This window comes from Clostridium pasteurianum (assembly GCF_001705235.1).
GTDB lineage: Bacteria > Bacillota > Clostridia > Clostridiales > Clostridiaceae > Clostridium_S > Clostridium_S pasteurianum_A.
In genome coordinates, this window is the sequence record NZ_MCGV01000001.1 from 2,525,781 (window position 1) to 2,552,339 (window position 26,559).

Below are 26,559 nucleotides of genomic sequence, written 5' to 3' on the forward strand. Positions count from 1 at the left end.
ATGAAAAAATATTCAATTTGTATTGTTGGTGGAGCAAGCCGTTATACACCAGATATGCTTGCAATGTTATGCAATCAAAAAGGAAGATTCCCTTTAAAGAAGATTGTTTTATATGATATTGAAAGTGAACGTCAGGAAGTAGTTGGTGAGTATGCAAAAATATTATTTAAGGAATACTACCCAGAATTAGAAGAAGTAATATGCACTACTGATGCTAAGGAGGCTTTTCAAAATATAGATTTTGCCCTTATGCAAATTCGTGCAGGAAGAATGAAAATGCGTGAAAAGGATGAAAAGATTTCACTTAAGCACGGCTGTCTTGGTCAGGAAACTTGCGGTGCTGGAGGATTTGCTTATGGTTTAAGAAGCGTTCCTGCTGTTATTGATTTGATAAAAAATATTAGAAAGTATTCCAAAGAATGCTGGATTTTAAATTATTCTAATCCTGCTGCTATTGTTGCAGAGGCAACTAAAAGAGTATTTCCTGATGATTATCGTATTATCAATATTTGTGATATGCCAATTGCAATTATGGAAGTCTATGCAAGTGTACTTGGATTAAAGAGAACAGATTTGGAACCAAAATATTTTGGCTTGAATCATTTTGGATGGTTTACACATATTTTGGACAAGAAAACGGGTGAAGATTATTTACCTAAATTAAGAAAAATACTAAAAACTCCGGTAGATGTACAAACAGAACCCCTTTTTCAGGAAAAGTCATGGAAAGCAACTTTTGAATTTATGAGTCAGATGATAAATGATTATGATGAATATTTACCAAACACATATTTACAATACTATTTGTATCCGTCTAAGATGACGAAGAAGGAAAATCCAGAATATACTAGAGCAAATGAAGTAATGGATGGAAATGAAAAAGCAACCTATGATAAGATGCATAAAATTATAGAATTAGGGAAAATGCATGGTACAGAATATGAAATTACAAGCGATGTTGGATGCCATGCTGAGTATATAGTTGATTTAGCAACAGCAATTGCTAATAATACAAATGAAATTTTCTTAACTATAACAGAGAATAAGGGAGCAATTGAGAATGTTTCAGCTGGTGCTATGGTAGAAGTTCCATGCCGTGTTGGAAGTAATGGAGTTGAACCGTTAGTTGTAGGAAGTATACCGACTTTTTATAAAGGACTTATAGAAAATCAGTATGCATATGAAAAGCTTGCAGTAGATGCATGCTTAGAGGGAAGCTATCAGAAAGCATTACAGGCACTTGTATTAAACCGTACAGTTGTAAATACGGATACGGCTAAAGAGCTTTTAAAAGATTTAGTTGAGGCTAATAAAGGATATTGGAATGAACTTCATTAAATTTCAACTAAAATATATGTTGCATTATTCATAATAAATATAAGAATAATGCAACATTATTTATAGGCTAATTGGGTAAAAATAAAGCACATGGAGGGCAAAGTAGATGTTTGGAAAATTGTTTTCTAAAAAGGCTAATAAAAATGAGGATATATTTGCTTATGCATCAGGAAGTCTCATTAAAATTGAAGATGTTCCGGACCCTGTTTTCAGCGAAAAATCCATGGGAGATGGTATTGCAATTCTACCTGTGGATGAAAAAATTCTTGCTCCAGCTGACGGTGAAATTATTTTGATTGCACAGACAAAACATGCTTTAGCATTAAGGACAACTCTTGGGCAAGAACTCCTTATTCACATCGGATTAGAAACTGTGAAGCTTAACGGAATGGGAATTGATGTTCTAGTGAGAGTAGGAGATAAAGTTACAAAGGGACAAAACATTGCCAATATAGATTTAGAATTTATTAAAAAAAATGCAGATAGTACTATTATTCCTATGGTTATTACAAACAGTGAAGAAAACTGTTTTAGCTTTGATTGGGAAAATGTTAAGGAGGTCAGGGCAGGAGAAACAAAATTATTTAGAGCAAATTTAAAATAAAAATTAAAACATGATGTTCCCCTTATTATAAGTGAGACAACAGTATTTTGAGATTAGATTTATAAAATTTATTAATTTTTAAAAATACTGTTGTCTTATAATATTTTTAAATCAAATTTATATCATATTCTTTTAGCAAGGTCATTATAGTATTGTTTGGCGCAGCTTCAGTAATGATGTTATTAAAATCAGATATATTAGAAAAATTGAAAATTCCATCCATACTGAATTTTTCATTTGGTGACATTAAATATAATTTTTTAGATATATCCATAATTGCCTTTTTTGTGCCTGCATCTTCAGATAGACCAGAGCTAATAGTTCCTTTTGTAAGATTTATTCCGCTGCAGCCTATGAAAGCTTTATTACAGCTATAAAGGTTAATTTGATTATTTGAATGAAAACCTATGTTTCCACCAACTAAAGGATTATAATTTCCGCCTATAAAAATAACATCCATTTTTAAATCTTGATGAAGAAGAGACGATATAACTACCATATTTGTTATTAAAGTAATATTTCTATTATTTTGTACAAGAAGTTTTGTAAGAAAATAGGAAATACTTGATGCGTCTAAAAAAATGGTATCATTATCATCAATTAGTTTGTATGCCTTTTGGGCAATTATCTTTTTTAGCTCTGTATTTTTTTCAACACGATTAAACAGCGTTTCAGCAGTTACCATGGTACGTTTTATGTTAATTGCACCGCCATAAGTACGCTGCAATAAATTTTGCCTTTCCAAAACTTGAAGGTCTTTTCGAATCATACTTTCGCTTACTCCAAATTTAGTGCTTAAATCTTTTACTAATACCTTACCGTCTTTTCTTAGCAGTTCTAAAATATATTTGTGTCTTTCCTCAATAAACATGATTTCCTCCAATTCGTTCCTGTTTATTTCTATTTTAACAATTACTATGTGATAATGCAATCATATTTATTGACAATTGATAATAAACGAAATAAAATGATATTGAATGATAATTACTCGCCGGGGAAGGGAGAAAAAATTATGAAAAAAGCAGTATTTTTTGATATCGATGGTACTATACTTGATTGTTTGAATGGTATAAATGATATGACTATTGGGGTAAAAAAAGCTATACGTGAACTTCAAAGAAGAGGAAATTATGTTTTTATTGCAACTGGAAGACCATATGCCTTTTTAAATGATAGTCTTCAAAATTTTGGATTTGATGGCTTTGTATTTGTTAATGGGGCACATGTAGAAGTTGGAGGAAAATGTATATATAAAGAGCCTATTAAAAAAGAATCTATAAAAGAACTAGTACACAATTTTGATAAATTTAATGTTCAATATATATTGCAGGGTGAAAAATATTCATATATTAAGGACAAGTACAAAAAATTGCACTCTTTTTATAAGGATTTTAGTATATCTAAAAAGTATTTAAAGAATGATTACAACATAGAAGATATAGATACGTATAAAATTGAAATGATATGTGATGACAAAAAGGGAGTAGAGTATTGTTTTTCATTAGAAAATCATAATTATAATTATATTTATTATGATGAGAAAAATTACTTGGAATTATATTCAAAAGCGAATACAAAGGCTTCCGGGATATTAAAAGCACTTGATTTTTTAAATATTCCATTAGAAAACAGTTATGCCTTTGGTGATGGAAAAAATGATATAGAAATGTTATCACAGGTAGGCTGTGGAATAGCTATGGGAAATGCAAGCGATGTTGTTAAAAGTTCTGCAAAAATTGTTACTGATACTGTACAAAATGATGGAGTGGCACTGGCAATAGAAAAATTTATTTTATAAGATTCAATCTCAAAAAATTATTTAGATGTGTATTTATATAAAAAATTTGATAAAATAGATATAGTGTGTTTAGAGATAATTTGGTTAAGAGAGGAGGTTAAAACTGGAGTGAAAAAAATAAGTGAAATTTTTAGTGATTATGAAGTAGAGGGAAACATAAATACTGCCACTGTAGAGTCAGTAGTATTAAAGAAGAAAAGCAAATGCCTAGAGATGAAAATTAGTTCGGATAAGTACATTGAAGTAGGAGAGTTTCGAAAGTTTAACAGATTTATACGGAAAAGATTTTCCCTCGATGATTCCATAATTACTGTAGATTATGCTGATGGAACAGATAAAAAGCCTATAGAAGAAGAAATTAAAAATATTGTGATTTCCATGTCAGATAAGCATCCTGTTTTAAAAACGGTTATTAATAATAGTGAATATGAAGTACATGATAATACAATAGATTTTAAATTTAAAATAGCAGTATCGGATTTCTTAAGGTCTATGAATTATGATAAGTATCTTCATAATGCCATAAAAACCTTTTATGGTACTACATATAATATAAATTTTATTGACGAAGTGAGCAGTGAAGAATTTATACAGGAGAGAGAAAAGCGAGAACAGGAAGAAATGATCGCTATTTCAAAGGAAATTAAGGCTAATTCAAATAGTAATGTTACTAAATTGCCTAAGAAAACTCAAGATAATAAAGTTAGCTATAATAATAAGCAGGAAGTAAAGAAAGAAACTAAGAGTAAAAAATCTGATGCATCTTTGATATTTGGTAGAAGTTCTAGAATCAAGGAAAATGTAATAAAAATCACAGATATAACACCAGATGAAGGTAGAATATCTATATCAGGTGAAGTATCAAATATAGAGACAAGAGAACTTAAAAGCGGAAAAACATTGGTATCTTTCGATTTATATGACGGTTCAAGTTCTATGACATGTAAATCTTTTTTAAAGCCCGGTGAAGAAGATGTTGTATCAAGACTTAAAAGTGCTAAAGGGGTAAGGCTTGCTGGAAATTCCGGCTATAGTAAGTTTTCAGGAGAAGTTGAGATGATTGCTAATACTATAGTAGAAACAGATGGAATCAAGAAAAATAAGAGAATGGATAAAGCAGAAGTTAAGAGAGTGGAACTGCATATGCATACACAGATGAGCCAGATGGATGCTATGACAAGTGCTACAGATCTTATTAAAAGAGCTATGAAATGGGGAATGAAATCCATTGCCATAACGGATCATGGTGGTGTGCAGGCTTTTCCAGAAGCACATAAGTTACTAGGAAGAGACAATCCTGATATGAAAATTATATATGGTATGGAAGCTTATTTAGCACCAGATAAAAAGCCATCTGTAACTAACATTAAGGGGCAGAGCATTGATACAACTTATTGTGTGCTTGATTTGGAGACTACAGGCTTTTCACCGAAAACTGAAAAGATTACTGAAATAGGAATCATGAAGTATAAAGATGGAGATGTAATAGACAGTTTTAGTGAGTTTGTAAATCCTGAAAAGCCTATTCCGCAAAGGGTTGTCGAAATTACTCATATAACTGATGACATGGTAAAGAATGCAAAGACCATAGATCAGGTTTTCCCTGAAATGCTTAAATTTATTGAGGGAAGCGTTTTGGTTGCCCATAATGCCGAATTTGATGTGGGTTTCTTAAAATATAATGCAAAAGTATTAGGGCATGACTTTGATTTTACGTATTTAGATACTTTATCATTAGCTCAAGAGGTATTTCCCAATTTTAAAAGCTATAAACTTGGAAGAATTGCTAAGAATCTTGGCATAAAAGTTGAAGTGGCTCATAGAGCTTTGGATGATGTTGATACCACTGTTAAGGTGTTTAAAGTAATGCTCGATGAATTAAAGAAAAGGGGAGCTGAAACTCTTCTTGATATAGATAAATATGGATGTGATGAGGAAGCTAAGAAGGAAGAATTTAAGAAGCTTAAAACATACCATGCAATAATACTAGCGAAGGATTATGTAGGTTTAAAGAATTTATATAAATTAGTATCTTATTCTCATTTAGATTACTTTTATAAAAGGCCACGTATATTAAGGAGTCTTTATAAAAAGTATTCCGAGGGTTTAATTTTAGGAAGTGCATGTAGTGAAGGTGAACTTTTTCAGGCAATATTACTTGGGAAACCTGATGAGGAAGTTGAAACTATTGCACGTGAATATGATTATTTAGAGATTCAACCTTTAGGGAATGATGATTATTTAGTAAGATCAGGGCAAGTACCTAATAGAGAATATATAAAGGATATTAATAGGAAAATTGTAGCTTTAGGAGAAAAGCTGGGTAAGCTTGTAGTTGCTACTGGCGATGTTCATTTTATGGACCCTGAAGATGAAATATATAGACGTATACTTGAGGCAGGTCAGGGCTTTAAGGATGCAGATAATCAGGCTCCATTGTATCTTAGAACTACAGAGGAAATGCTTAAGGAATTTTCTTATTTAGGAGAGGAAAAAGCATATGAAGTAGTAGTTACTAACACTAATCTAGTATCAGATATGTGTCAGCAAATAAGTCCTATTTCACCGGAAAAATGTCCTCCACATATAGATGGTTGTGAAAAGACTATTAAGGATATTGCATATAGTAAGGCTCATGAACTATATGGAGATCCACTTCCTAAAATCGTTCAGGATAGACTTGATAGGGAGCTGGAATCCATTATCAAAAATGGTTTCTCCGTAATGTATATCATTGCTCAAAAGCTAGTGTGGAAGTCCAATGCAGATGGTTATCTAGTTGGTTCGAGAGGATCTGTTGGGTCTTCATTTGTTGCAAATATGACAGGTATAACAGAAGTAAATTCGCTGCCGGCACATTATAGATGCCCTAAATGCAAGTACTCGGATTTTTCAGACTATGGTGTTCAAAATGGTTTTGATTTGCCAGATAAAGTATGCCCTGTTTGCGGCGAAAAGTTAGATAAAGATGGAATGGATATACCTTTTGAAACTTTTCTGGGATTCAATGGTGATAAAGAACCAGATATAGATTTAAACTTCTCAGGAGAATATCAGGCAAAGGCTCATAGATACACAGAGGTTATCTTCGGAAAAGGCACAACCTTTAAGGCTGGAACTATAGGTACTATAGCAGATAAAACAGCTTTTGGATATGTGAAAAAGTATTATGAAGAAAAAAATGTACCAATAAATAAGGCGGAAACAATCAGAATTGCAAAGGGCTGCACGGGAATAAAAAGAACCACTGGTCAGCATCCAGGAGGAATTATAGTTGTGCCGAAAGGCAGAGAAATTTTTGAATTTTGTCCTGTACAGCATCCTGCTGATGATCCTACTTCAGATATTATAACAACACATTTTGATTATCACTCTATAGACCAAAATCTATTGAAGCTTGATATACTCGGGCACGATGATCCGACGGTTATAAGAATGCTGCAGGATATAACAGGAGTAAATCCTCATAAGATACCTCTTGATGATAAGGATACAATGTCACTCTTTTCATCTACAAAGGCTTTAGGTGTAACGCCGGAACAGATAAATTCTAAGGTTGGTACTTTGGGTATTCCAGAGTTTGGAACTAAGTTCGTACGAGGAATGCTTGTAGATACAATGCCGACTACATTTTCGGAATTACTTTGTATATCAGGACTTTCTCATGGTACTGATGTTTGGCTTGGAAATGCTAAAGATCTTATTGATCAGGGTATAGTTACTTTAAGTGAAGCGGTATGTACCAGAGATGATATTATGATTTATCTTATAAGTAAAGGCTTACCTAAAAATACTTCTTTTAAGATAATGGAAATGGTACGTAAGGGAAAAGTATCTAAGAATCCTGAAAAGTGGGCTGAATATGAAGCTCTAATGAGGGAGCATGAAGTTCCTGAATGGTATATAGATTCATGTAAGAAGATAAAATATATGTTTCCTAAGGCGCATGCTGCAGCTTATGTAATGATGGCATTTAGAATAGCATGGTTTAAGGTTCATATACCTAAAGCATATTATGCAGCGTATTTTAGTATTAGGGCAAAGGCTTTTGATGCAGAATTTATGATTTTTGGGAAAGAAAAAGTTAAGCAGAAGATGAAGGAAATTCAAATGATGGGCAATCAAGCTGGTCCTAAGGATAAGGATATGTATGATGATTTAGAGCTAGTCCTTGAAATGTACGAGAGGGGAATAAAATTTCTTCCTATTGATTTATACAAGTCTAATGCTACAAAATTCTTAGTAGAGGAAGATGGAATAAGGCCGCCTATAAATAGTATATCAGGTATGGGTAATGTAGCAGCAGAAGGAATATGCAGCGCAGTAAGGGAAAAGGAACCTAATTCTATAGAGGATCTAAGGAAACGTGCTAAAATAGGTAATTCTGCTGTTGATGTACTTAAAAAGTTTGGATGTTTGAGAGGTCTTCCTGAAAGTGATCAATTAAGTTTTTTTGATGCTATATAAATTTAAATCTTATTATTAAAATAAAGGAGAAACTTTGAAGTGCCAAAGTTCTCCTTTATTTTTTATTATGTAGATTGTACACACCTATCTTTTGCTAATATAATTGTTGAAATTAATATAAAAGCACTTCCTACTAATAATTTAAATGATATTGCTTCATTTAAAAGTAATATTCCTAAAAATACACTGGTTATAGGTTCGAAGGTTCCTAATATTGAGGAAGATGATACACCTATTAATTTTATAGCTTTTAAAAGCAGAATTATTGATAATATAGTTGAAATCACAGAAATTCCTAAAAGGCACATTGTAATTTTAAGGTTGAAATTTAAAATTATAGAATGCTTAAAGATGCCGCAAAAAAGAGTACCTATTGTTGAACCTAAACAAAGATACATGGTAATAATTCTGTTATCTAAGGATTTAATTAATTTTAAATTAAGAGCTATTAACGTAAGACCGTAAGCTAAACCCGAAAATAAGGCTAAGCAAATGCCAAAAACATTCCCACTGGCATTTTTGAAGCCAATTAAAGCATATACTCCTGCCGCAGCAAGCATTAATGATAAAATTTTTTTTGCACTTATCTTGCTTTTAAGAAATATAAAACTTATTATGCAAACTACAACTGGATAAATAAAATGCAAGGTAGTTGCAAGACCAGCACCTAAATAATTATAAGATATGAATAATGCCTGAGTTGTTACAGTGTATCCGGTAATACCAATGCATACAAGAAGTATTATTTGCTGCTTTTTTAAGTTAACACTAATATTATTACATTTCAGGTACAAAAACAGTATTAGTGTTGAAATTAAAAATCTAAATATTAGTACGGTAGTTGGGTTAGAGCCATTAGCGTATGCTATTCTAGCTAAAATGGGCATAATGCCAAATGCTGCTGATGATAGAAGAGCATAAGCTATTCCTTTACAATTATTCAAAACTTGTCCTCCATTTATTGTCAATAAAAATCTTAAAAAACCTCACATATTATAGCACAAGTTAATGCTAAAAAATGATTATTGCAATTTAAGCAGTTTTAAAATAAAGCAAAATAACTTGTAAAATAATAAAGAAATACTGTGTGATTTTATAGTTTATTACTTTATATTGCATCATTTTTTGTAGTTTACTAATTTTTATATATGTTAAATCTTAGTGAGGGGGGGCAATGAATATTGTTTGCAGAAGCAAAAAAACTTGAGATGCATAAAAAAATTAAAATTAGAAACTACTATATATAATAATCATAAAAGTTTAATAAGGGAATGTGGTTAATTATGGTGGGAAAAGAATTTATAGATGCACTCAAGAATAAGCATAAATCAAATTCTCAGTCTAAAAATATATCTAAGTCTGTTAATGAAAATATATCTTTTATCAAAACTAAACTCGGAGATAGCATTGGGCTCAGTGAAGGTAAGTTTAAAGCTTTTAAAAATATAGATATTGGTATAGTATATGTTACAAATCTTTGTGATAGGGAGTTTATAAGCAATCAGGTTATTAGCCCTCTATTACAAGGAACATTAAATAGTAAAGTTATGAAAGAAAATGATGTAGATACACTAGCTAAGACAATATTTATATCATCATTAAATACTAAAGAAATAAAGAAACAGGATCAAGTTTTAAACGAACTATTAAAAGGAAATACAGTGATTTTTTTTGAGAAAAGCAATAGTGCACTTATAGTTCAAGCACCTAAAATTGAAAAAAGATCTATAGACAAACCAGAAAATGAAACTGCCGTTTTTGCGGCTAAAGATGCTTTTATAGAAGATATAGGTACAAATGTAAGCATGATAATAAAGAGACTACCTATACCTAATCTTAAATTTGAAAATTTTAGTTTAGGAAACTTATCCCATACTGATTCAAAGCTTATATGGATTGAGGGATTGGCAGATAATGAAATTGTAAATGAAGTTAAAAGACGTATGAATGATGTTAATATTGATATAGTAGATGGTACTAGTACTTTAGCGGAACTTATACAAGATAAACCTATTAGTATATTTCCAACATATAGGCTTACGGAACGCCCCGATTTAGTCTCAAGGTCCTTATCGGAAGGTCATGTTGCAGTAGTTTGCGATAACAGTCCATTTGTACTAATACTTCCAATGACATTTTGGGATAATTTTAAAAGTATGGATGATTACTCGCAGTTACCTATTGCTGCTTCTCTTCTGAGAATTATTAGAATTATAGCTTTTGTTATAGCAGGTTTCACCTCACCTTTATATCTTTCCTTTGTTACATATAATCACACTATAGTTCCACCGTCACTTGCCCTGAATATTTCCCAAGGAAGAGAGGGAGTACCATTTCCCTCCATAATAGAGCTTATTGCTATGACAGTTGTAATTGACATAATTCGTGAGGCTGGAACACGTATGCCGGGAATGGTAGGTTACTTTATAGGAACTTTAGGTGCAGTAATAATCGGTCAGGCAGCAGTAGCGGCAGGATATGTAAGTGTATCGCTTATCATAGTTGTTGCCTTTTCAGCTATAGCTTCATTTGCTATTTCGTCGACTACACTAGTAAATGCTGCAAGGATAATTAACTATTCCTTAATATTATTTGCAAGTGTTTTAGGCATAGTTGGTTTATTCAATGGAATCTTTATTATTTTATGGAGGATGTCAATCCTAGAATCATTTGGAGTACCTTATTTGTATCCGCTTATACCAGTGGAACTCAAAGGCTGGAGAGATTTACTTATAAGGGCACCATTTAAAATGCTAAAAAATAAGTTAACTCTTATGAATAAAGCTAATTCTAATGAATCCAAAAATGAAGAAGCTAATAAGATATCTTGAATAAAGAAGGTGAATTTCATTGAGATATGATAGATTCACAAAGGAACAGGTTATTTTCCTTACATTTGCAAGCGGATGCACGAATATGGGGTTTAATGGTACCTGGATAGCAAATTTATCAGGAAGAAGTGGATGGGTTGCTATATTTGTAGGAACTTTACTTACAATTCCCTTTGTAATGGCAGCCTTGTATTTAAGTAAGAAGTGTCCTGAGCATAATATATTTGAAATTATAAGAAGCAGCTTTGGAAAATGTACATATGTAATTATAGTTATAATTAATGCAATAATAAATATCATACTAGCCACAATAGTTTTAAACTTTTTTACGGGTATGGTAAAAACATATTTTTTACAAATGACTCCTACCTGGGTAATTATGCTTTGTGTTATTATTATGGCATTTTTATTTGTGAATAATAAAATTTTGCTTTTTGGAAGAACAGTTGAATTACTTACGGTATGGTATGTAATTAATTATTTTACTGGCTTTTCGGTTGGTCTTATTAAGGAATTTAGGTTTGAAAATATATTTCCTGTATTTGATACTACCATATTAAAATTTGGTAAAGCAGTATTCTTTTCTTTAGGTTCAGCATCTGCAATAACTTTATTTGTATTAGTAATGGTTGGACATATGCTACAAGCGGATAGTAATAAAAAAAATGTAATAAAAGGAATTGTATTTTGGGCTTTTATATTATCATTGGCCGTATTTATTATGCAGGGGATATCAGGAACAGAATTGGTCGGAAAAGTTTCCTTTGCAGGAGTTGAGATATCAAGAGCTATTTATTTTGGCGATTTTATTAGAGGGTTAGAGCTGTTTATTTTAGCTACTTATGAGCTTATATGTATTGTTGGAATATCGTTATATTTATATTGTACCTGGATTCCAATAAAGAAATTGTTTAAAGAAAAATACTCTATTATTTTGCTAATTATAATTTCCATAGCAATTCTAGTGCCTTCTATAAAGTTAAGTTCTTACAATAGAGCATTATTTATTTCCTTCTTTATGGACTATTATGTTATCCTGCCATTTGTGGCGGTTATTTTGATAATGGCTTTTATAGGTATTCACATTATGAAAAAAAATAGTGGAAGTGATAACTTGTGAAGAGAAATATATTGCTAGTACCATTATTAATTTTCATGCTCCTTTTCACCGGATGTTGGGACTATATGGAGTATGATCAAATGACACAAATTTATTCTGTTGGAATAGATTTAGATGAGAAGACAAATAAATTAGTAATGACTTTACAATTTATTCCTACAACTAAATCTTCAGCGGAAAAGCCGGGTGGTGGTGATAATAAAGGGACGGTTTATTCAGCATCTGATTTTACCATGATGGATACAGCAACAAAATTACAGCAAGCAAGTCCCAATAAGTTATTTTTTGGTTATACGCAGGTTTTGGTTATTGGAGAAAATGCAGCAAAGTATGCCATGAAGGATATAATTGAATACTTTGAGCGTACACCAGGTATCCGTAACTCCGTAAATGTAATAGTTGTGCCTGGAAGAGCTGAAGGTGTAATTGCTACCCGTGATCCTAACTCTCCAACGTCTTCTGGTAAAAAAATGCGTTCTCTTTTAAGCTCATATCAAAGTAATGGAACGGTATATTCAGTTACATTGCATGATTTTTTAAAGATGACTTCTAGAGAAGGAAGTGAGGCAGTAGCACCTAAAATAATAACAACATCTCATACTAATGGTAGAGGCAGTTCATCTGGAAGCCAAAATGATGTGAGATTTTCCATAGAAAATCAGGGTAATTTAATGGCCAATGGTATGGCGGCTTTTAAAAACGGAAAGTTTGTTGGGTGGCTTGATGATAAGGAAACTATGGGCTTAAATTGGATATTAGGCAACAAAATCACTGCTTACAAAACTTCTAATATAGTTGACCCAAAGTTAAAAGATGATACGGATAAATCTCTTTCGTATAAAGATGCTAATAAGATGCTGCATTTTTATATAACAAGGTCTGGAAGCAAGGTTAAAGTTAAGTTACAAAAGGGTAAGCCTGTTATATATGTAAACATTAAGGTTGAAGCAGCTTTAAGAAAATATTATAGCGACAAGGGAGATGAATATATAAGTCCAGACATAGTCAATTTGCTTGAGGAAAAACTAGAAAAAAGCGTATATTCAGATGCAGAGGCAGCATTAAAAAAAGGCAAAGATGATCTTGATTCAGATATATTTTGCTTTGGATTTGATTTATATAGGCAGCATCCTAAGGAGTGGCATAAATACTATGAAAAAACTTGGAGAAAGATGTTTCACAGTGTTCCTGTTAAAGTAAATGTAAAAGCAAAAATAAATAACACTGGAACCAATATGAGAAAATTTTACATTAAGTAACTTGATAAGTGCAAGATATAGTGTAGTATCATTGATTTTTTGTAATACATGTGGTAGTATTAGTTAAAATTTAAATATTTAAATGCATTGAAGAGAAAGAGTAAGATACATAAAAGCCTTTTACAGAGAACTCCTATTTAGCTGAGAGGGAGCAAAGATAAGTATTCTGAATACATCTCTGAGCACCACACCAAAGCTTTTCTATTAAAAGTTGTAGGCTGTAGGCGTATTCCCTTCCGACGTTAAAAGGATAAAGTATCATGTCTAAGATAAGACATCGTACTTGAAAAGGTTGGCATTGTGAGATGTCAATAAATTAAGGTGGTACCGCGAATGTAACTCTCGTCCTTATAGTTAATTATAAGGATGGGAGTTTTTTTATATATAAGGAGGAATCGTAATGAATGATATTGAAAATGAAATGAAAATAATAAAAAAGGGTGCAGATGAAATAATAGACACTAAGGAGCTGAAAGAAAAATTAATGAAAGCTCAAAGTGAAAATAGGCCGTTAACAGTTAAGTTAGGGCTTGACCCAAGTGCACCTGACATACACCTTGGTCATGCAGTAGTACTTAGAAAGATGAAGCAACTTCAGGATTTGGGACATAAGATAGTTATAATAATAGGAGATTTTACCGGAATGATAGGTGATCCAACAGGAAAATCCAAGACGCGAAAGCAGCTTACTCGAGAGCAAGTTTTAGAGAATGCCAAAACTTATAGAAAACAAATATTTAAAATACTGGATGAGGATAAAACTGATTTAAGATTTAATAGTGAGTGGCTGGCAAAATTAAATTTTAAAGATGTAATTGAGCTTGCTTCAAAATATACGGTGGCAAGAATGCTTGAACGAGAAGATTTTAAGAAGAGGTTTAAAAATCAAGAGAGTATAGGAATACATGAATTTTTTTATCCTTTAATGCAGGCTTATGATTCACTGGCTATTAAAGCAGATATTGAATTTGGTGGCACTGACCAAAGATTTAATCTTTTAATGGGAAGAAGTCTTCAGGAGGAATATGGGCAGGAGAAGCAAATAGCTATATTTATGCCGCTGCTTGAAGGAATAGATGGCAAAGATAAGATGAGCAAGAGTTTAGGTAATTACATTGGAATAGAAGAAAAACCTCAAGATATGTACGTAAAAGTCATGCAGGTACCGGATAACTTAATAATAAAGTATTTTGAATTATGCACAGATATACATCCAGATGTAATTGACGAAATTAAAGACAAACTCCAAAAAGATGAAGTTAATCCAAGGGATATTAAGATGAGGCTTGCTAGAGAAATTGTTAAATTATATCATGATGAAAAGAAATCAGAAGAAGCAGAAATGTACTTTAAAAATTTATTTCAAGAGAATAAAGTGCCCCATAACATATCTGAAATAAAAATAACATCTAATGATAATTTGATTGATGCAATTGTTAAGTTTGATTCCAAAATTTCAAAAAGTGAGGCAAGACGACTTATAAGTCAGGGTGGAGTTAAGGTCAATGAAAATAAAATTACGGATTTTAATAAGTGTGTTTTAAAAAGCAATGATGTAATTAAGATAGGTAAAAAGAAAATTGTAAGAATACTAATAAAATAATTATTTGTAACATTCTACATGATTAGTTTATTTGGTATAATTAATAAAAAGGGATAATGAGATACAATAATTTATATTATGTAAGGGATGGTACTATGAAGCAATATGGATTTGTATATGATAATTTTGAGCAAATGCAGTCTTTCATATATAGCAATAATATACATGAAAATGATAATATATTAATTCAAGTCTTTACTGGAGTAATTAATGTAAAATTCATTGAAAATATTATAAGTGAAATAATATCTATATTGCCACAAGCAGAAATCATAGGAACAACAACAGGCGGAGAGATAAAAGGTAAGGAAATACTCACAAATAACGTTGTGATATCAGTTACTATTTTTGACAAAGTAAAAATTAAATCAAAACTTTTAAATAGTAATGATAATGAGTATGAATTGGGAGTTATTATTGCTAAGGAATTAATAGAGGATGACACAAAAGTTATTATTTTGTTTTCAGAAGGAGTAGCGACTAATAGCTTTGACATTCTTAAAGGAATACAATCAATAAATAGTAGTATTCCTATAAGTGGGGGTAAAGCTGGTGACAATGGGCATTTGAAGAACACGTTTGTTTTTACTAAGGAGGGTATTAGTAAAAATGGTGCTGCAGCTGTTTCGCTTACTGGAAGACAGCTGAATGTTATAACAGAATACAGTTTTGGTTGGTCAACTATAGGAAAGCTTATGACTGTTACTAAAGCGGAGAATGATAGAGTTTATACTATAGATAATATAAAAACCGCTGATATATATAGAAAGTATCTTGGAGATGAAGTGGCTAAAGAGCTTCCTACATCTGCATATGAATTCCCTTTAATAGTAATAAAGGATGGTATTAAAATAGCAAAAGTACCTTATGCTTGCAATGATGATGGTTCGTTAAGCTTTTTAAGTAATATTGAAGTTAATGATAAGGTAAAGTTCGGATTTGGAAACGTAAATATGTTAATAGATAGGTCTTTAGAGATATGTGATAGATTAGCAAAGAGAAATATTGAGGCTTTATTTGTTTACTCATGTTTCATAAGGAAATCTTTTATGAGAGAAAAAATTAATCTTGATATAGCGCCTCTAAATAGTATTGCCCCGACTCTTGGCTTCTTTACAAATGGAGAATTTTTTACAATTAATAATTCAAGTAGGGTACTCAATGTATCTATGACAATACTAGGAGTTTCTGAGGGAAAACAAGATTGTCGTAGTAATGGAAATTTAGGGGCTCAAAATGAAAGTCAAGTTAAAAGTTCCTTTGAGAAAGAGGAATTCAGAACAATTAAAGCATTCACAAAGCTTGTCGGGGAATCCACGAAGGAATTAGAAGAAGCTAATGAAGTGCTTAGAAAGCAAAATTGTAATATTCAAAAAATGAACAGTATAACAAAATCTATTTTTGAGATAAATAGTGAGATGATATCTACTTGCAAATTTGATAATTTTATGGAATTAATGCTGGATAAAATATTAGATATAATTAAAAAAGGCAAAATTGGGAGTATTTTATTAGTAGAAAATAATAGATTATATTATAAAGCCACTAGAGGATATATTACAAGTAAGATAAAAGATGTGACTTATAATATAAAGGAAGTGTACGACTTTAAAAAAATTGCTAATAATAATTTATTTAATCCTATAATTATTAAAAGTACTAAAAAACCTGTATTTTTTAATGACGGTAAGTTTAATTTATGGAGGGATATTTTAGATGAAGAGCCAAAAGAAATTTTAACTTGCTGTATTGGAATTGATGGAGAGGTTGCAGGTCTTATTAATATATTTAATACTGATAGTAAAGATGATTTTGATGAAGAAGACAAAAACATATTTAAGTATATATGCTATGATATTGCTATAGCTTTAAAAAACATTAGATTATTGGAAGACGTTTTGCATATGTCTAGATATGATTATTTAACAGGAGTTTATAATAGAGGGTATTTTACGGAGAGGTTCAATGAAATTTTAGATAAATCAAAGAATCTAAAAACAACTTTTATTGTATGTGGTATAGATTTAAATGACTTTAAGATTATTAATGATACATATGGTCATGAAAAAGGTGATGAAGTCTTAATAAAATTTGCAGAGATTTTTAAAAATGAAATGGATAAGGATGATATTTTAGGAAGAAGTGGCGGAGACGAATTTACAGTTGTATTTGTTAATAAGAGTAAGAAACAAGTTGTAGAGACTATAAATAGAATTTCTAATGTACTTAAGAATTGTGATTTTGGGTTTGATAGTGATGTAGATGAAATTAGTTTTTCATATGGATTATCTGAATTTTTAAGTGATTCGGATGATGTTAGGGAACTTTTAAAAATGGCAGATAGAAAAATGTATAAAAAAAAGAGTATTATGAAGAAATAAAAAATTAATTGGATATAAGGAAAGGTTATAAAGAATTATGCATATTACAGGTAGAGAAGCCTATAAAAGGTTAGAAGAAAGAATTAATAGATTTCCTCAGGGTGCACCGCCATCTAAAACCTTGTATAAAATATTAAGTATGCTTTTTACAGAAAAGGAGGCAGAACTCGTAGCAATGCTGCCTATTAAACCTTTTACTGTAAAAACTGCAAGTAGTATTTGGAAGATGAATGAAGCTCAAGCAGAAAACATACTTCAAAAGCTGGCTTCAAAGGCAATTCTTATGGATATTGATTATGATGGAAAAAAGGAGTATTGTCTTCCACCTCCTATGATTGGATTTTTTGAATTTTCTCTTATGAGAACCAGAGATGATGTTGACCAAAAGACATTGTCGGAGCTTTATTTTCAATACCTGAATGTAGAGGAAGATTTTATTAAGGACTTATTTTTAGGAACTGAAACTAGGTTTGGAAAGGTTTTTGTACAGGAAGGGGTTCTCTCTAAACAAAATGAACTGGAGATAATGGACTATGATAGAGCCAGTAATGTAATAAAAGAAGCTAGATTTATTACGGTAAGTATGTGCTTTTGCAGGCACAAGATGCATCATTTAGGTAAGGACTGCTATGCACCTATGGAAACTTGCTTGACTTTTGGAAATAGTGCTTATACTTTAAGTAAACATGGATACGGCAGAGCTATAGATTCAGCAGAGGCCTTGGATATATTAAATATGGCATATGATTATAATTTAGTTCAGTGCGGAGAAAATGTTAGAAGCGGCGGTGTATTTCTTTGTAATTGTTGTGGATGCTGCTGCGAAGGTATGCAGGCTATTAAAAAGTTCGGTTCACTTATGCCTATTCAGACCACACCGTTTATCCCTGAGATTATAGAGGAAAGCTGTGTTGGTTGTGGCAAATGTGCTAATGTATGTCCAATAGATGCCATGAAGGTTGATCCTGTAACTCATAAAGCTAAAAATGATGAGGAAATATGTCTTGGTTGTGGCGTTTGTGTTAGAAATTGCCCTAAGAAGGCTATATACCTTAAGAATAGGGCAAAGCAGATAATAACACCAGCTAATACAACTCATAGAATTGTGCTTCAGGCCATTGAGAAGGGTAAACTCCAGGAACTTATTTTTGATAATAAGGCATTGTTCAGTCACAGAGCCATGGCAGCAGTTTTAGCCGCAATTTTAAAACTTCCGCCTGTAAAAAAGGCTATGGCAAGTAAGCAGATGAAGTCAGTATACTTAGATAAGCTGCTACAGGACAAGAAATAATATTTCTTGTCCTGAGATGAAAAACAGTACATGTAATAAAAACTTAGAAGTTTTAATAATCGAATTATGTTACACTATGATACTTAAAATGATATAATAAATAATATGGAACAGTTAGATATATGTTCCTTTTTATTATGTACAAAATTAATTAGGAATGGAGAAAAAACATATGAAGAATTGTTATAGGGCATTAATATATTGCATTGGACTTGTAGTTCTTTCGCTGGGAATTATTTTAAATACAAAAACGGGTTTAGGGGTATCTCCAATTATTTCGATTCCATACTGTATTTCAAAGATATGGAAAATAAATTTGGGAAATATTACTGCAGTTGTATATATACTCTGTGTATTTGGTCAGATGCTGCTTTTAGGGAAAAAGTTTCGTGCTTTTGACTTGCTGCAAATTCCCATGAGTATTGTAATTAGCCAAATAATTAATTTTTTTAATGACATAATAACTATAAGCAGTAATAATTTCATAGTAAATTTGATTTTACTTATTATAGCAATTATGCTTACTGGAATTGGAGTGGTTATGACAGTTCAAATGAGATTTGTGCCAAATGCTGCAGATGGTTTTACTCAAGCAGTATCAAGGAGAACAGGTATAAGTCTTGGACTTGCAAAGAATATTGTAGATGTATCTAGTGTTTTAATTACCGTAACAATAGGTTTCTTATTTACTAAACAAGTTATAGGAATAGGTCTTGGAACATTAATTGCTGTTTTTGGGGTTGGGCGTTCTATTGCTTTGGTTAACAGACTATTTAAAAATAAAATGCTTGCTCTTGTAGAGTAATTGGAGGAAATTAAATGGTAAAAATAAGTTTTTTAGGGACTAATGGTTGGTTTGATTCAAGTACGGGGAACACTGTATCAATTCTTATTGAGACTGATGAATACTATATAATTTTAGATGGTGGTAATGGAATTTCAAAACTAAAGCAGTATATTAAGAAAGATAAGCGTGTCTACTTATTCTTAAGTCATTTTCACCTCGATCATATTTCAGGATTACATACTTTATCCATGAATAAGTTTCTAAAGGGCTTATATATTATTACCCCAAAGGGTGGAAAAGAAATACTCAATCAATTTATAAGAGAGCCATTTACAGTACCTATGGAAAAGTTACCTTTTTGTGCGGAGATAATGGAAGTTTCCTATGATGTTAATCAATTCCCTTTCAAAACTACCTTTTTACCGTTAAAGCACAGTACATTTGTATTAGGAGTTAGAATGGAGCTAGAGGGCAAGATTATAACTTATTGTACAGATACTAGTTACTGTGAGAATGCTGTTACTTTAGGCAAAAACGCAGATTTGTTAATTACTGAATGCAGCATGAGATCAAAGGAAACTACTGATTCTGCTATTCATCTTAATCCAGAATTAGCTGCTGAAATTGCAGTTAAAGCAGGTGCGAAAAAACTTATTTTAACGCACTTTGATGCCAGTAGATACGAGAACATAGAGGACAGAAAAGAGTCAGAGATGAAGGCAAAAGAAATATTTTATAATACATATGCAGGGTTAGATGGGTTAGAACTTGAAATTTAATTTATTGGAGGTGTATTCATATGATAGCTGAAATATTAGAACGTAAGGATCTTATATATATTGCGCAAAGTCTGTAAGTATGAGACGCTTGTGCAGTTAATTCATTAAAATCATATATTCAGACTTTGTCTCTTTAATTTGAAATATATATTAAGGAGCTGAATTTTATGAGCTATATAAAAGGTGAAACAATTTTACCCAATGATTTAATTAAAGAAATTCAAAAATACGTTCAAGGTAAATATATATATATTCCAGTTGAATTGGAAAAAAGGAAGAAGTGGGGGGAAAACTCAGGAAATCGAGCTTATATACAAAATAGGAATAAAAGCATATATAATAAATATGTTAATGGATATAAGATTAAAGATTTAGCAGAGGAGTTTTTTCTTTCAGTAGAAAGTATAAAGAAAATTGTATATGGAAAAAATAAATAGATTTAAACAGCTGACACTTAATAATAATGTCAGCTGCTTTTATGTAAAGAATTATATAGAAACGTTAATTATCTTTGATTGGATAGATAGTGGTATTAAAATTAAACTATGTGTTAAAAGAATGCCGATAAATATTTAAAATTAGTGATAATAAAAAAGGAGGAGAAGAATGAAACTTAAGATAAAAAACGCTTATATAAATTATGAAATAGTGGGAAGTGGGATACCCATTATTATGATACATGGATATTATGCAGATCACAGATTAATGATGGGCTGCATGGAGTCCATATTTAAGCATAAAGAAAAATACAAAAGGATATATGTTGATTTGCCAGGTATGGGTAAGTCAGATAGTGCAGAATGGATTAATAACTCTGATGATATGCTTCAAGCTGTGGAGAATTTTATTGATGAGGTTATTCCAGGTGAAAATTTTTTACTTGTAGGTGAGTCCTATGGGGGATACATTTCTAGAGGATTAGTATATAAAATGGCTGATAGAATTGATGGTATCGCTATGATTTGCCCAATTATAATACCAAATTTTAAAAATCGAAATGTCCCTCAGCATACTGTTTTGATAAAAGATAAAGAAGTGCTATCTAAATTAAAGGTAGAAGATGCAGAGGATTTTAATTCAACTATGGTAGTTCAAAATAAAAAAATATATAATAGATATAGAAATGAAATAATAGCTGGCTTTGAGGCTGCAGATCATGAGTTTTTGCAAAGCATTATGCAAAATGGCTATGGATTTTCATTTGATGTGGATAAGCTAGATAAAAAATTTGATGAACCGGCGCTTATATTATCGGGAAGACAAGATAGCTGTGCTGGTTATAAGGATACATGGAGCATATTAGAGAACTTTCCGAGAGCAACTTTTGCGGTAGTGGATATGGCAGGACATAATATGCAAATAGAGAAGGAAGAAGTATTTAACCTGTTAGTTGAGGAATGGCTTAAGAGTGTGAGAGATATTTAAGGAAATTAGTACAGTTTCCTTAAATATAGTATAACTTAAAAATTAAATGATTTTTTTATATCTAAGCTTGAGGTTTCAGTACAACTTTTATGCAGTTATCATCCTTACCATCAAAGATTTTGTAAGCATGCTCTCCTTTATTAATAGGAAGTTTGTGAGTTATTATATCTGTAGCATCAAATGAACCAGCTTTAATTAATTCTAAAATATAGTCGATATAAGCTTGGGAGGGAGATTGCCCCATTTTTAATGTTATATTTCTAGAAAAGAAATCGCCTAGAGGAAACATATTATATTTGGAACCATAAACGCCAACTAGTACTACGGTACCACCTTTTCTTACTGCTTGTGATGCCATTTCTATAGCTGATTTTGAGCCACCTTGAAGTTTTAGAACACTTTCTATTTTTTCAATGTTAGACATTTTACCATCCATTCCAACACAGTCAATTACAGAATCTGCTCCGCCGTGAGTAATTTCTTTTAGGTATTCTCCTGTATTGTCGTGTTTCTCAAAGTTTACTACTTCTACGTTGTTATATTTTTTTGCATGTTCTAATCTATAATCTATGCAATCTACGGCAATGACTCTTTTTGCACCTCTAAATATAGCCCATTTTTGTGCAAGTAATCCTACAGGTCCGCAGCCTAATATTACTACAGTATCTCCTGACTTTACTCCAGCCATGTCTACACCCCAAAGTGCAGTTGGAAGTATGTCAGTTAAGAATAGAACTTGCTCATCCTCCAATTCTTCAGGGATAATTCTTGGTCCAACATTGGCATAAGGTACTCTTAAGAATTGAGCCTGCCCTCCAGCATAGCCTCCAAATGTATTACTGTAACCGAGAATTCCTCCTGCTTCTCCATTTGGATTTGAATTTTCGCATTGACTCCATAAACCATGTTCACAGTACCAGCAATGTCCACAGGCAACAGGTGCAGGGACAATAACTCTATCACCCTTTTTTAAGTTGGTAACTTCTGGCCCTATTTCTTCTACAATCCCCATAGTTTCATGACCTAGTATAAAACCTTTTGGTAAGTTTGGAATAAAACCATGAATTAAGTGAAGATCTGAACCACAAATAGCAGTAGAGGTTACTCTTATAATGGCATCATCACTTTTTTCAATTTTAGGATCTGGAGTCTCTTCAACTTTAACATTTCTAATACCTTCATAAACTAATGCTTTCATTACTATTTAGCACCTCCGTTTTTATTTAGTATTACCATTTTACAAAATAAAATATCTGAGAGTATTTAACAAAATAAAAAATTAAATGCAAGACAGAAAGACATAAATACGGAAAGTGCTGTAATTACTATTGAAAAATTATTTGTAAAAATTTATATGGATAATGTGCACATTTGCTTTTTCCAGTCTTCACAATTCCACACATCTGTGACTATATCTTTGTAAAATTCAGGCTCATGGCATACTAAAATTATACTGCCGTTATATTCCTTTAAAGCTCTTTTAAGTTCATCTTTAGCATAAATATCTAAGTGATTAGTGGGTTCATCCAAAACAAGTATATTAGTTGGTGTATTGATAAGTTTGCATAATCTGACTTTTGCTTGTTCACCTCCACTTAGTATATTAATAGGACTATCTATGTGCTGTCTTGTTAATCCGCATTTTGCAAGAGCACTTCTAACTTCAGTTTGAGTTAAATTGGGGAAGGTGTTCCAAACGTCATATAAAACTGTGTGTGTAGTATTTTCTGTAACTTCCTGCTCAAAATAACCTATTTTTTTATAATCGCTCAAAACTATTTTGCCATCTATAGGTTCTAATAGGCCAAGTAAGCTTTTAAGGAGGGTTGTTTTACCTAATCCATTAGCACCTGTTATTGCTATTTTTTGTCCTCTTTTCATTTTTAGATTTAGAGGTTTACTCAAAGGACTGTTATAACCAATTACTAAGTTACTTGCTCTAAAAATCATACTTTCTGGCATTTTTACGCTTTTGAAGTTAAAGCGAGGTTTTATAAGGTTCTTTTTAATTTCTATTCTTTCAATTTTATCTAACTTTTTTTCCCTTGCTTTTGCTTGTTTCGCAGTTGAGGCTCTTGCTTTATTTTTTCTTATATAATCTTCAAGCTTTGCAATTTCATTCTGCTGTTCTCTGTACTCAATTTTAAGCTGCTCTTTTCGTATTTCATGCAGTTTAAGAAAATAGTCATAATTACCTTGGTATCTTGTTAATGTTTTATGCTCAAGATGATAAACTACATTTACTACGCTGTTTAAAAAGCTGTTGTCATGAGATATTAATATAAATGCGTTTTCATAGTTTATTAAATAGTTTTTTAACCATTCTATATGTTCTTCATCAAGATGGTTAGTTGGCTCATCTAACAATAAAATGTCTGGGGCTTCTAGTAACAATTTGGCAAGTAAAACTTTAGTCCTTTGTCCGCCGCTTAAAGTAGAAACATCCTTATCTAAAAATTCCTTAATGCCAAGTCCGGCAGCGGTAGCCTGTATTTTTGAATTAATACCGTAAAAGTTACTTTTGTCTAAAATATCCTGCATATTTGAGAGTTTATTTAAAGCTTTAGTCATATTGTCTTCATCCATATTACCAAGTTCAGCACACAATTCATTAATTTTCTTCTCTATGTTATATAATTTTGAAAATGCGCTTTTTAAGGTAACAAATGCAGTGTCACCTTTTTTTAAATCAACATGCTGATCCATATAGCCTATGATGAATTTGTGGTTCCATTCAATTGTACCTTCATCTGGTAAAAGTTCACCTGTGATGATTTTCATAAAAGTTGATTTGCCTTCTCCATTAGCGCCAACAAGGCCAATATGCTCTCTTTTTAATAATCTAAATGATGCATTCTTAAATAATATTCTATCGCCAAATGAATGGCTCATGTTTTCCACTGTTAAAATACTCATAATTGTTTACTTCCTTTTGTTTTTTTGTATATAGTAAATATTAGCATGCTGATTTAGAAATATTCAAGTCTATAAATATTTCTGTATTGTTTTAGATTATATAAGTTATAAGGTGTAAGTTTATAAATAATAAATAACGGTATTTTAGCACAAACATCGTTAAAATACCGCTTAGTTTTAGGGGATAGTGAGTTAAGAACCAAAATCCCGTATACAATTGTTCTTTTGTTTTCTAATTATTCTCCTAATACTATTTTCTGTTAAAAAATATTCTTTAGACAGACTTTTAATGGATATTCCAGTAGAATATTTATTAAAAATCTCCACGTTTCTTGTTTTAAGATATTTTTTAGTTTCAGTATTTTCTCCCCAAGATTTTTTATTCTCATTTTTCCTAGGTATATAAATATATGCTCCATCAGTGTATTTTTGAATTATTTCAATTATACTTTGGGGCAGTATATTTTGTGCTTTTTCATATTTCATAAGTCTCGCTCCGTTCTACATTTAATTTATAAATGAAGAAGAAAAGACTGAATAAAACATGAACTATATGGATTCAATTAGTAAATCGCTATTTAAAAGAGCATGCTTTCGATGTCTCAACGAAGTTTGCGAAAATTAAATAGCTGATTTACTTTGATATCTATAAATTCAATTAGCTCCAAGCAAAAGCTGTTCATGCTTTACAATCTTTGCATGGAGCTTAATCTATTAGCTAAAAACATAATAAATTCACTTCCTTATATTGATTTAATATCTTTTATTAATTGTAACACATTTTCTTCTTTAGTTGCCCAACTTGTGCAAAATCGCACAGCACTGTGATTTTCATCAAATCTCTGCCAGTAGGAGTACTCATAGTTTTTCTTTAATTTTTTTAGTACAGTATCTGGCATAATAGGAAACTGCTGATTAGTATATGAATCGGCAAGAAAAGGATAGCCTTTTTCCATGCAGGCGTTTCTTATCATCATAGCCATTTCATCTGCGTGTTTTGCTATTTTAAAATAAGTGTCATCTTCCAATAAAGCTTTAAATTGTATTCCTAGAAGTCTTCCTTTTGCAAGCATTCCGCCTCTTTGCTTGATTAAATATCTAAAATCTGGTTTCAAGTTTTCATTCTTGATTACAAGAGCCTCACCAAATAATGCACCAACTTTAGTTCCACCTATATAAAATGCATCACAAAGCTTGGTGATGGTAGGCAGGTCAAGATCATTTTTTTCAGAACAAAGGGCATATCCTAAACGGGCACCATCCATATATAGTATAAGGTCGTTTTTCTTACAAGTTTTGCTTATAGCTGTTAATTCTGCTTTAGAATAAAGAGTCCCTATTTCAGTTGGATTGGATATGTACACAAGCTTAGGCTGTACTGTATGCTCGGGACCATCTGCATTATAATGATCATTACAAAGATTTTGTATTTGATCAGCGGTTATTTTACCATCACTGCTTTCTAAAGTGAGAACTTTATGGCCAGTTGCTTCTATGGCACCAGTTTCGTGGGTATTAATGTGCCCACTTGCAGCGGATATTGCACCTTGATAAGGTCTAAGGGCAGCTGCAATAACTGTGAGATTTGTTTGTGTTCCACCAACAAGAAAATGTACATCCACATTCTCACAATTGCACTTTCCTTTTATTATACTAATTGCCTCTTTACAGTACTTATCTTCACTGTAGCCTTCTGTTTGTTCATAGTTTGTCATATTTAGTTCTTCTAATATTTTAGGGTGTGCACCTTCCGTGTAGTCACAAGTAAAACTTATCATAAAATTTCCTCCTGTTTTCATAGTAGAAATATTAAATTAAGTATAATATAAAGCTTAATATTTTCAAAGAGAAGTTCGTTATTATATTTTACAATATTAAGTTTTAACTTTATTATAAAAAATTATTTTGTTTAAGTGAAACATAATTTAATGCTAATGAATATTATATACAGAAAAATTAT

At 31.5% G+C, this 26,559-nt stretch carries 21 protein-coding genes and 1 other annotated feature; of the genes, 15 read left to right on the forward strand and 6 right to left on the reverse strand.

The features are described from left to right. Together BEE63_RS11265 and BEE63_RS11270 are read left to right on the forward strand one after the other, a co-directional pair. A complete protein-coding gene (locus BEE63_RS11265; RefSeq protein WP_066021478.1) occupies nucleotides 1-1,338 on the forward strand; it encodes a 6-phospho-alpha-glucosidase in 1,338 nt (445 codons plus the stop codon). A gap of 106 nt (nucleotides 1,339-1,444) precedes the next feature. Next, nucleotides 1,445-1,942 (forward strand): PTS sugar transporter subunit IIA, encoded by a 498-nt coding sequence (locus BEE63_RS11270; protein WP_066021479.1) that lies wholly within the window; start codon nucleotides 1,445-1,447, stop codon nucleotides 1,940-1,942. Between the two features lie 106 nt (nucleotides 1,943-2,048). Here the strand turns inward: BEE63_RS11270 and BEE63_RS11275 are convergent, their stop codons facing one another. Continuing rightward, nucleotides 2,049-2,813: a DeoR/GlpR family DNA-binding transcription regulator gene (locus BEE63_RS11275; RefSeq protein WP_066021480.1), complete on the reverse strand. Its 765-nt coding sequence runs from the start codon at nucleotides 2,811-2,813 to the stop codon at nucleotides 2,049-2,051. A gap of 141 nt (nucleotides 2,814-2,954) precedes the next feature. Between BEE63_RS11275 and BEE63_RS11280 the strand changes: the two genes are divergently transcribed. Then, a complete protein-coding gene (locus BEE63_RS11280; RefSeq protein WP_066021481.1) occupies nucleotides 2,955-3,740 on the forward strand; it encodes a Cof-type HAD-IIB family hydrolase in 786 nt (261 codons plus the stop codon). Between the two features lie 108 nt (nucleotides 3,741-3,848). Then, on the forward strand, nucleotides 3,849-8,207 hold the full coding sequence (polC, locus tag BEE63_RS11285; RefSeq protein WP_066021482.1) for a DNA polymerase III subunit alpha: 4,359 nt from the start codon (nucleotides 3,849-3,851) through the stop codon (nucleotides 8,205-8,207). Between the two features lie 65 nt (nucleotides 8,208-8,272). On the opposite strand, the gene BEE63_RS11290 is transcribed toward polC, so the two are convergent. After that, nucleotides 8,273-9,151, reverse strand: coding sequence for a DMT family transporter (locus tag BEE63_RS11290; RefSeq protein ID WP_066021483.1), 879 nt, complete (start codon nucleotides 9,149-9,151; stop codon nucleotides 8,273-8,275). A gap of 339 nt (nucleotides 9,152-9,490) precedes the next feature. On the opposite strand from BEE63_RS11290, the gene BEE63_RS11295 reads away from it, so the two are divergent. The 11 genes from BEE63_RS11295 to BEE63_RS11340 all read left to right on the forward strand — a co-directional run bounded on the left by BEE63_RS11295 (nucleotide 9,491) and on the right by BEE63_RS11340 (nucleotide 21,683). After that, entirely contained in the window at nucleotides 9,491-11,038 is a 1,548-nt protein-coding gene (locus BEE63_RS11295) for a spore germination protein (protein ID WP_081312523.1), read from the forward strand. Between the two features lie 19 nt (nucleotides 11,039-11,057). After that, complete coding sequence (locus BEE63_RS11300; protein WP_066021484.1) at nucleotides 11,058-12,158, forward strand: GerAB/ArcD/ProY family transporter; 1,101 nt, start codon at nucleotides 11,058-11,060, stop codon at nucleotides 12,156-12,158. Beyond that, entirely contained in the window at nucleotides 12,155-13,417 is a 1,263-nt protein-coding gene (locus tag BEE63_RS11305; protein ID WP_081312524.1) for a Ger(x)C family spore germination protein, read from the forward strand. Before BEE63_RS11300 ends, BEE63_RS11305 begins: the two co-directional genes overlap by 4 nt. A 78-nt stretch (nucleotides 13,418-13,495) precedes the next feature. Then, nucleotides 13,496-13,770: a binding site (T-box leader), on the forward strand. A gap of 47 nt (nucleotides 13,771-13,817) precedes the next feature. Beyond that, nucleotides 13,818-15,020, forward strand: a complete 1,203-nt coding sequence (gene tyrS / locus BEE63_RS11310; protein ID WP_066021486.1) for a tyrosine--tRNA ligase — start codon at nucleotides 13,818-13,820, stop codon at nucleotides 15,018-15,020. 95 nt (nucleotides 15,021-15,115) lie between these two features. Then, nucleotides 15,116-17,401 (forward strand): sensor domain-containing diguanylate cyclase, encoded by a 2,286-nt coding sequence (locus BEE63_RS11315; protein WP_066021487.1) that lies wholly within the window; start codon nucleotides 15,116-15,118, stop codon nucleotides 17,399-17,401. Between the two features lie 34 nt (nucleotides 17,402-17,435). Further along, nucleotides 17,436-18,692 (forward strand): 4Fe-4S dicluster domain-containing protein, encoded by a 1,257-nt coding sequence (locus BEE63_RS11320; protein WP_066021488.1) that lies wholly within the window; start codon nucleotides 17,436-17,438, stop codon nucleotides 18,690-18,692. Between the two features lie 172 nt (nucleotides 18,693-18,864). Continuing rightward, on the forward strand, nucleotides 18,865-19,497 hold the full coding sequence (locus BEE63_RS11325) for a YczE/YyaS/YitT family protein (RefSeq protein WP_066021489.1): 633 nt from the start codon (nucleotides 18,865-18,867) through the stop codon (nucleotides 19,495-19,497). Nucleotides 19,498-19,511: 14 nt separating this feature from the next. Beyond that, nucleotides 19,512-20,258 carry an MBL fold metallo-hydrolase gene (locus BEE63_RS11330; protein ID WP_066021490.1) on the forward strand — a complete coding sequence of 249 codons (747 nt, stop codon included), beginning with the start codon at nucleotides 19,512-19,514 and terminating at the stop codon, nucleotides 20,256-20,258. A 167-nt stretch (nucleotides 20,259-20,425) separates the two neighbouring features. Then, nucleotides 20,426-20,695 carry a CD3324 family protein gene (locus tag BEE63_RS11335; protein WP_066021491.1) on the forward strand — a complete coding sequence of 90 codons (270 nt, stop codon included), beginning with the start codon at nucleotides 20,426-20,428 and terminating at the stop codon, nucleotides 20,693-20,695. Then, a complete protein-coding gene (locus tag BEE63_RS21970; protein ID WP_207646932.1) occupies nucleotides 20,679-20,834 on the forward strand; it encodes a hypothetical protein in 156 nt (51 codons plus the stop codon). Before BEE63_RS11335 ends, BEE63_RS21970 begins: the two co-directional genes overlap by 17 nt. A gap of 30 nt (nucleotides 20,835-20,864) precedes the next feature. Continuing rightward, the gene (locus BEE63_RS11340; protein ID WP_066021492.1) at nucleotides 20,865-21,683 is read left to right on the forward strand and encodes an alpha/beta fold hydrolase; all 819 of its coding nucleotides are present in this window, start codon (nucleotides 20,865-20,867) and stop codon (nucleotides 21,681-21,683) included. A gap of 61 nt (nucleotides 21,684-21,744) precedes the next feature. Here the strand turns inward: BEE63_RS11340 and BEE63_RS11345 are convergent, their stop codons facing one another. From BEE63_RS11345 to BEE63_RS11360, 4 genes are all read right to left on the reverse strand, one after another. After that, nucleotides 21,745-22,881: a zinc-dependent alcohol dehydrogenase gene (locus BEE63_RS11345; protein WP_066021493.1), complete on the reverse strand. Its 1,137-nt coding sequence runs from the start codon at nucleotides 22,879-22,881 to the stop codon at nucleotides 21,745-21,747. A 152-nt stretch (nucleotides 22,882-23,033) separates the two neighbouring features. Further along, the gene (locus tag BEE63_RS11350) at nucleotides 23,034-24,599 is read right to left on the reverse strand and encodes an ABC-F family ATP-binding cassette domain-containing protein (protein ID WP_066021494.1); all 1,566 of its coding nucleotides are present in this window, start codon (nucleotides 24,597-24,599) and stop codon (nucleotides 23,034-23,036) included. Nucleotides 24,600-24,791: 192 nt separating this feature from the next. After that, nucleotides 24,792-25,085, reverse strand: a complete 294-nt coding sequence (locus BEE63_RS11355; protein ID WP_066021495.1) for a CD3324 family protein — start codon at nucleotides 25,083-25,085, stop codon at nucleotides 24,792-24,794. Nucleotides 25,086-25,342: 257 nt separating this feature from the next. Beyond that, a complete protein-coding gene (locus BEE63_RS11360; protein WP_066021496.1) occupies nucleotides 25,343-26,377 on the reverse strand; it encodes a threonine aldolase family protein in 1,035 nt (344 codons plus the stop codon). Nucleotides 26,378-26,559: the final 182 nt, after the last annotated feature.

Excerpts from the sequence above, each read along its gene's own strand:
- BEE63_RS11265 (WP_066021478.1), top strand. The coding sequence starts at position 1 with ATGAAAAAATATTCAATTTGTATTGTTGGTGGAGCAAGCCGTTATACA.
- BEE63_RS11295 (WP_081312523.1), top strand. The coding sequence starts at position 9,491 with ATGGTGGGAAAAGAATTTATAGATGCACTCAAGAATAAGCATAAATCA.
- BEE63_RS11280 (WP_066021481.1), top strand. The coding sequence starts at position 2,955 with ATGAAAAAAGCAGTATTTTTTGATATCGATGGTACTATACTTGATTGT.
- BEE63_RS21970 (WP_207646932.1), top strand. The coding sequence starts at position 20,679 with ATGGAAAAAATAAATAGATTTAAACAGCTGACACTTAATAATAATGTC.
- BEE63_RS11325 (WP_066021489.1), top strand. The coding sequence starts at position 18,865 with ATGAAGAATTGTTATAGGGCATTAATATATTGCATTGGACTTGTAGTT.
- BEE63_RS11345 (WP_066021493.1), bottom strand. The coding sequence starts at position 22,881 with ATGAAAGCATTAGTTTATGAAGGTATTAGAAATGTTAAAGTTGAAGAG.
- BEE63_RS11350 (WP_066021494.1), bottom strand. The coding sequence starts at position 24,599 with ATGAGTATTTTAACAGTGGAAAACATGAGCCATTCATTTGGCGATAGA.
- BEE63_RS11360 (WP_066021496.1), bottom strand. The coding sequence starts at position 26,377 with ATGATAAGTTTTACTTGTGACTACACGGAAGGTGCACACCCTAAAATA.
- BEE63_RS11275 (WP_066021480.1), bottom strand. The coding sequence starts at position 2,813 with ATGTTTATTGAGGAAAGACACAAATATATTTTAGAACTGCTAAGAAAA.
- tyrS (WP_066021486.1), top strand. The coding sequence starts at position 13,818 with ATGAATGATATTGAAAATGAAATGAAAATAATAAAAAAGGGTGCAGAT.
- BEE63_RS11270 (WP_066021479.1), top strand. The coding sequence starts at position 1,445 with ATGTTTGGAAAATTGTTTTCTAAAAAGGCTAATAAAAATGAGGATATA.
- BEE63_RS11330 (WP_066021490.1), top strand. The coding sequence starts at position 19,512 with ATGGTAAAAATAAGTTTTTTAGGGACTAATGGTTGGTTTGATTCAAGT.
- BEE63_RS11335 (WP_066021491.1), top strand. The coding sequence starts at position 20,426 with ATGAGCTATATAAAAGGTGAAACAATTTTACCCAATGATTTAATTAAA.
- BEE63_RS11315 (WP_066021487.1), top strand. The coding sequence starts at position 15,116 with ATGAAGCAATATGGATTTGTATATGATAATTTTGAGCAAATGCAGTCT.
- BEE63_RS11340 (WP_066021492.1), top strand. The coding sequence starts at position 20,865 with ATGAAACTTAAGATAAAAAACGCTTATATAAATTATGAAATAGTGGGA.
- BEE63_RS11355 (WP_066021495.1), bottom strand. The coding sequence starts at position 25,085 with ATGAAATATGAAAAAGCACAAAATATACTGCCCCAAAGTATAATTGAA.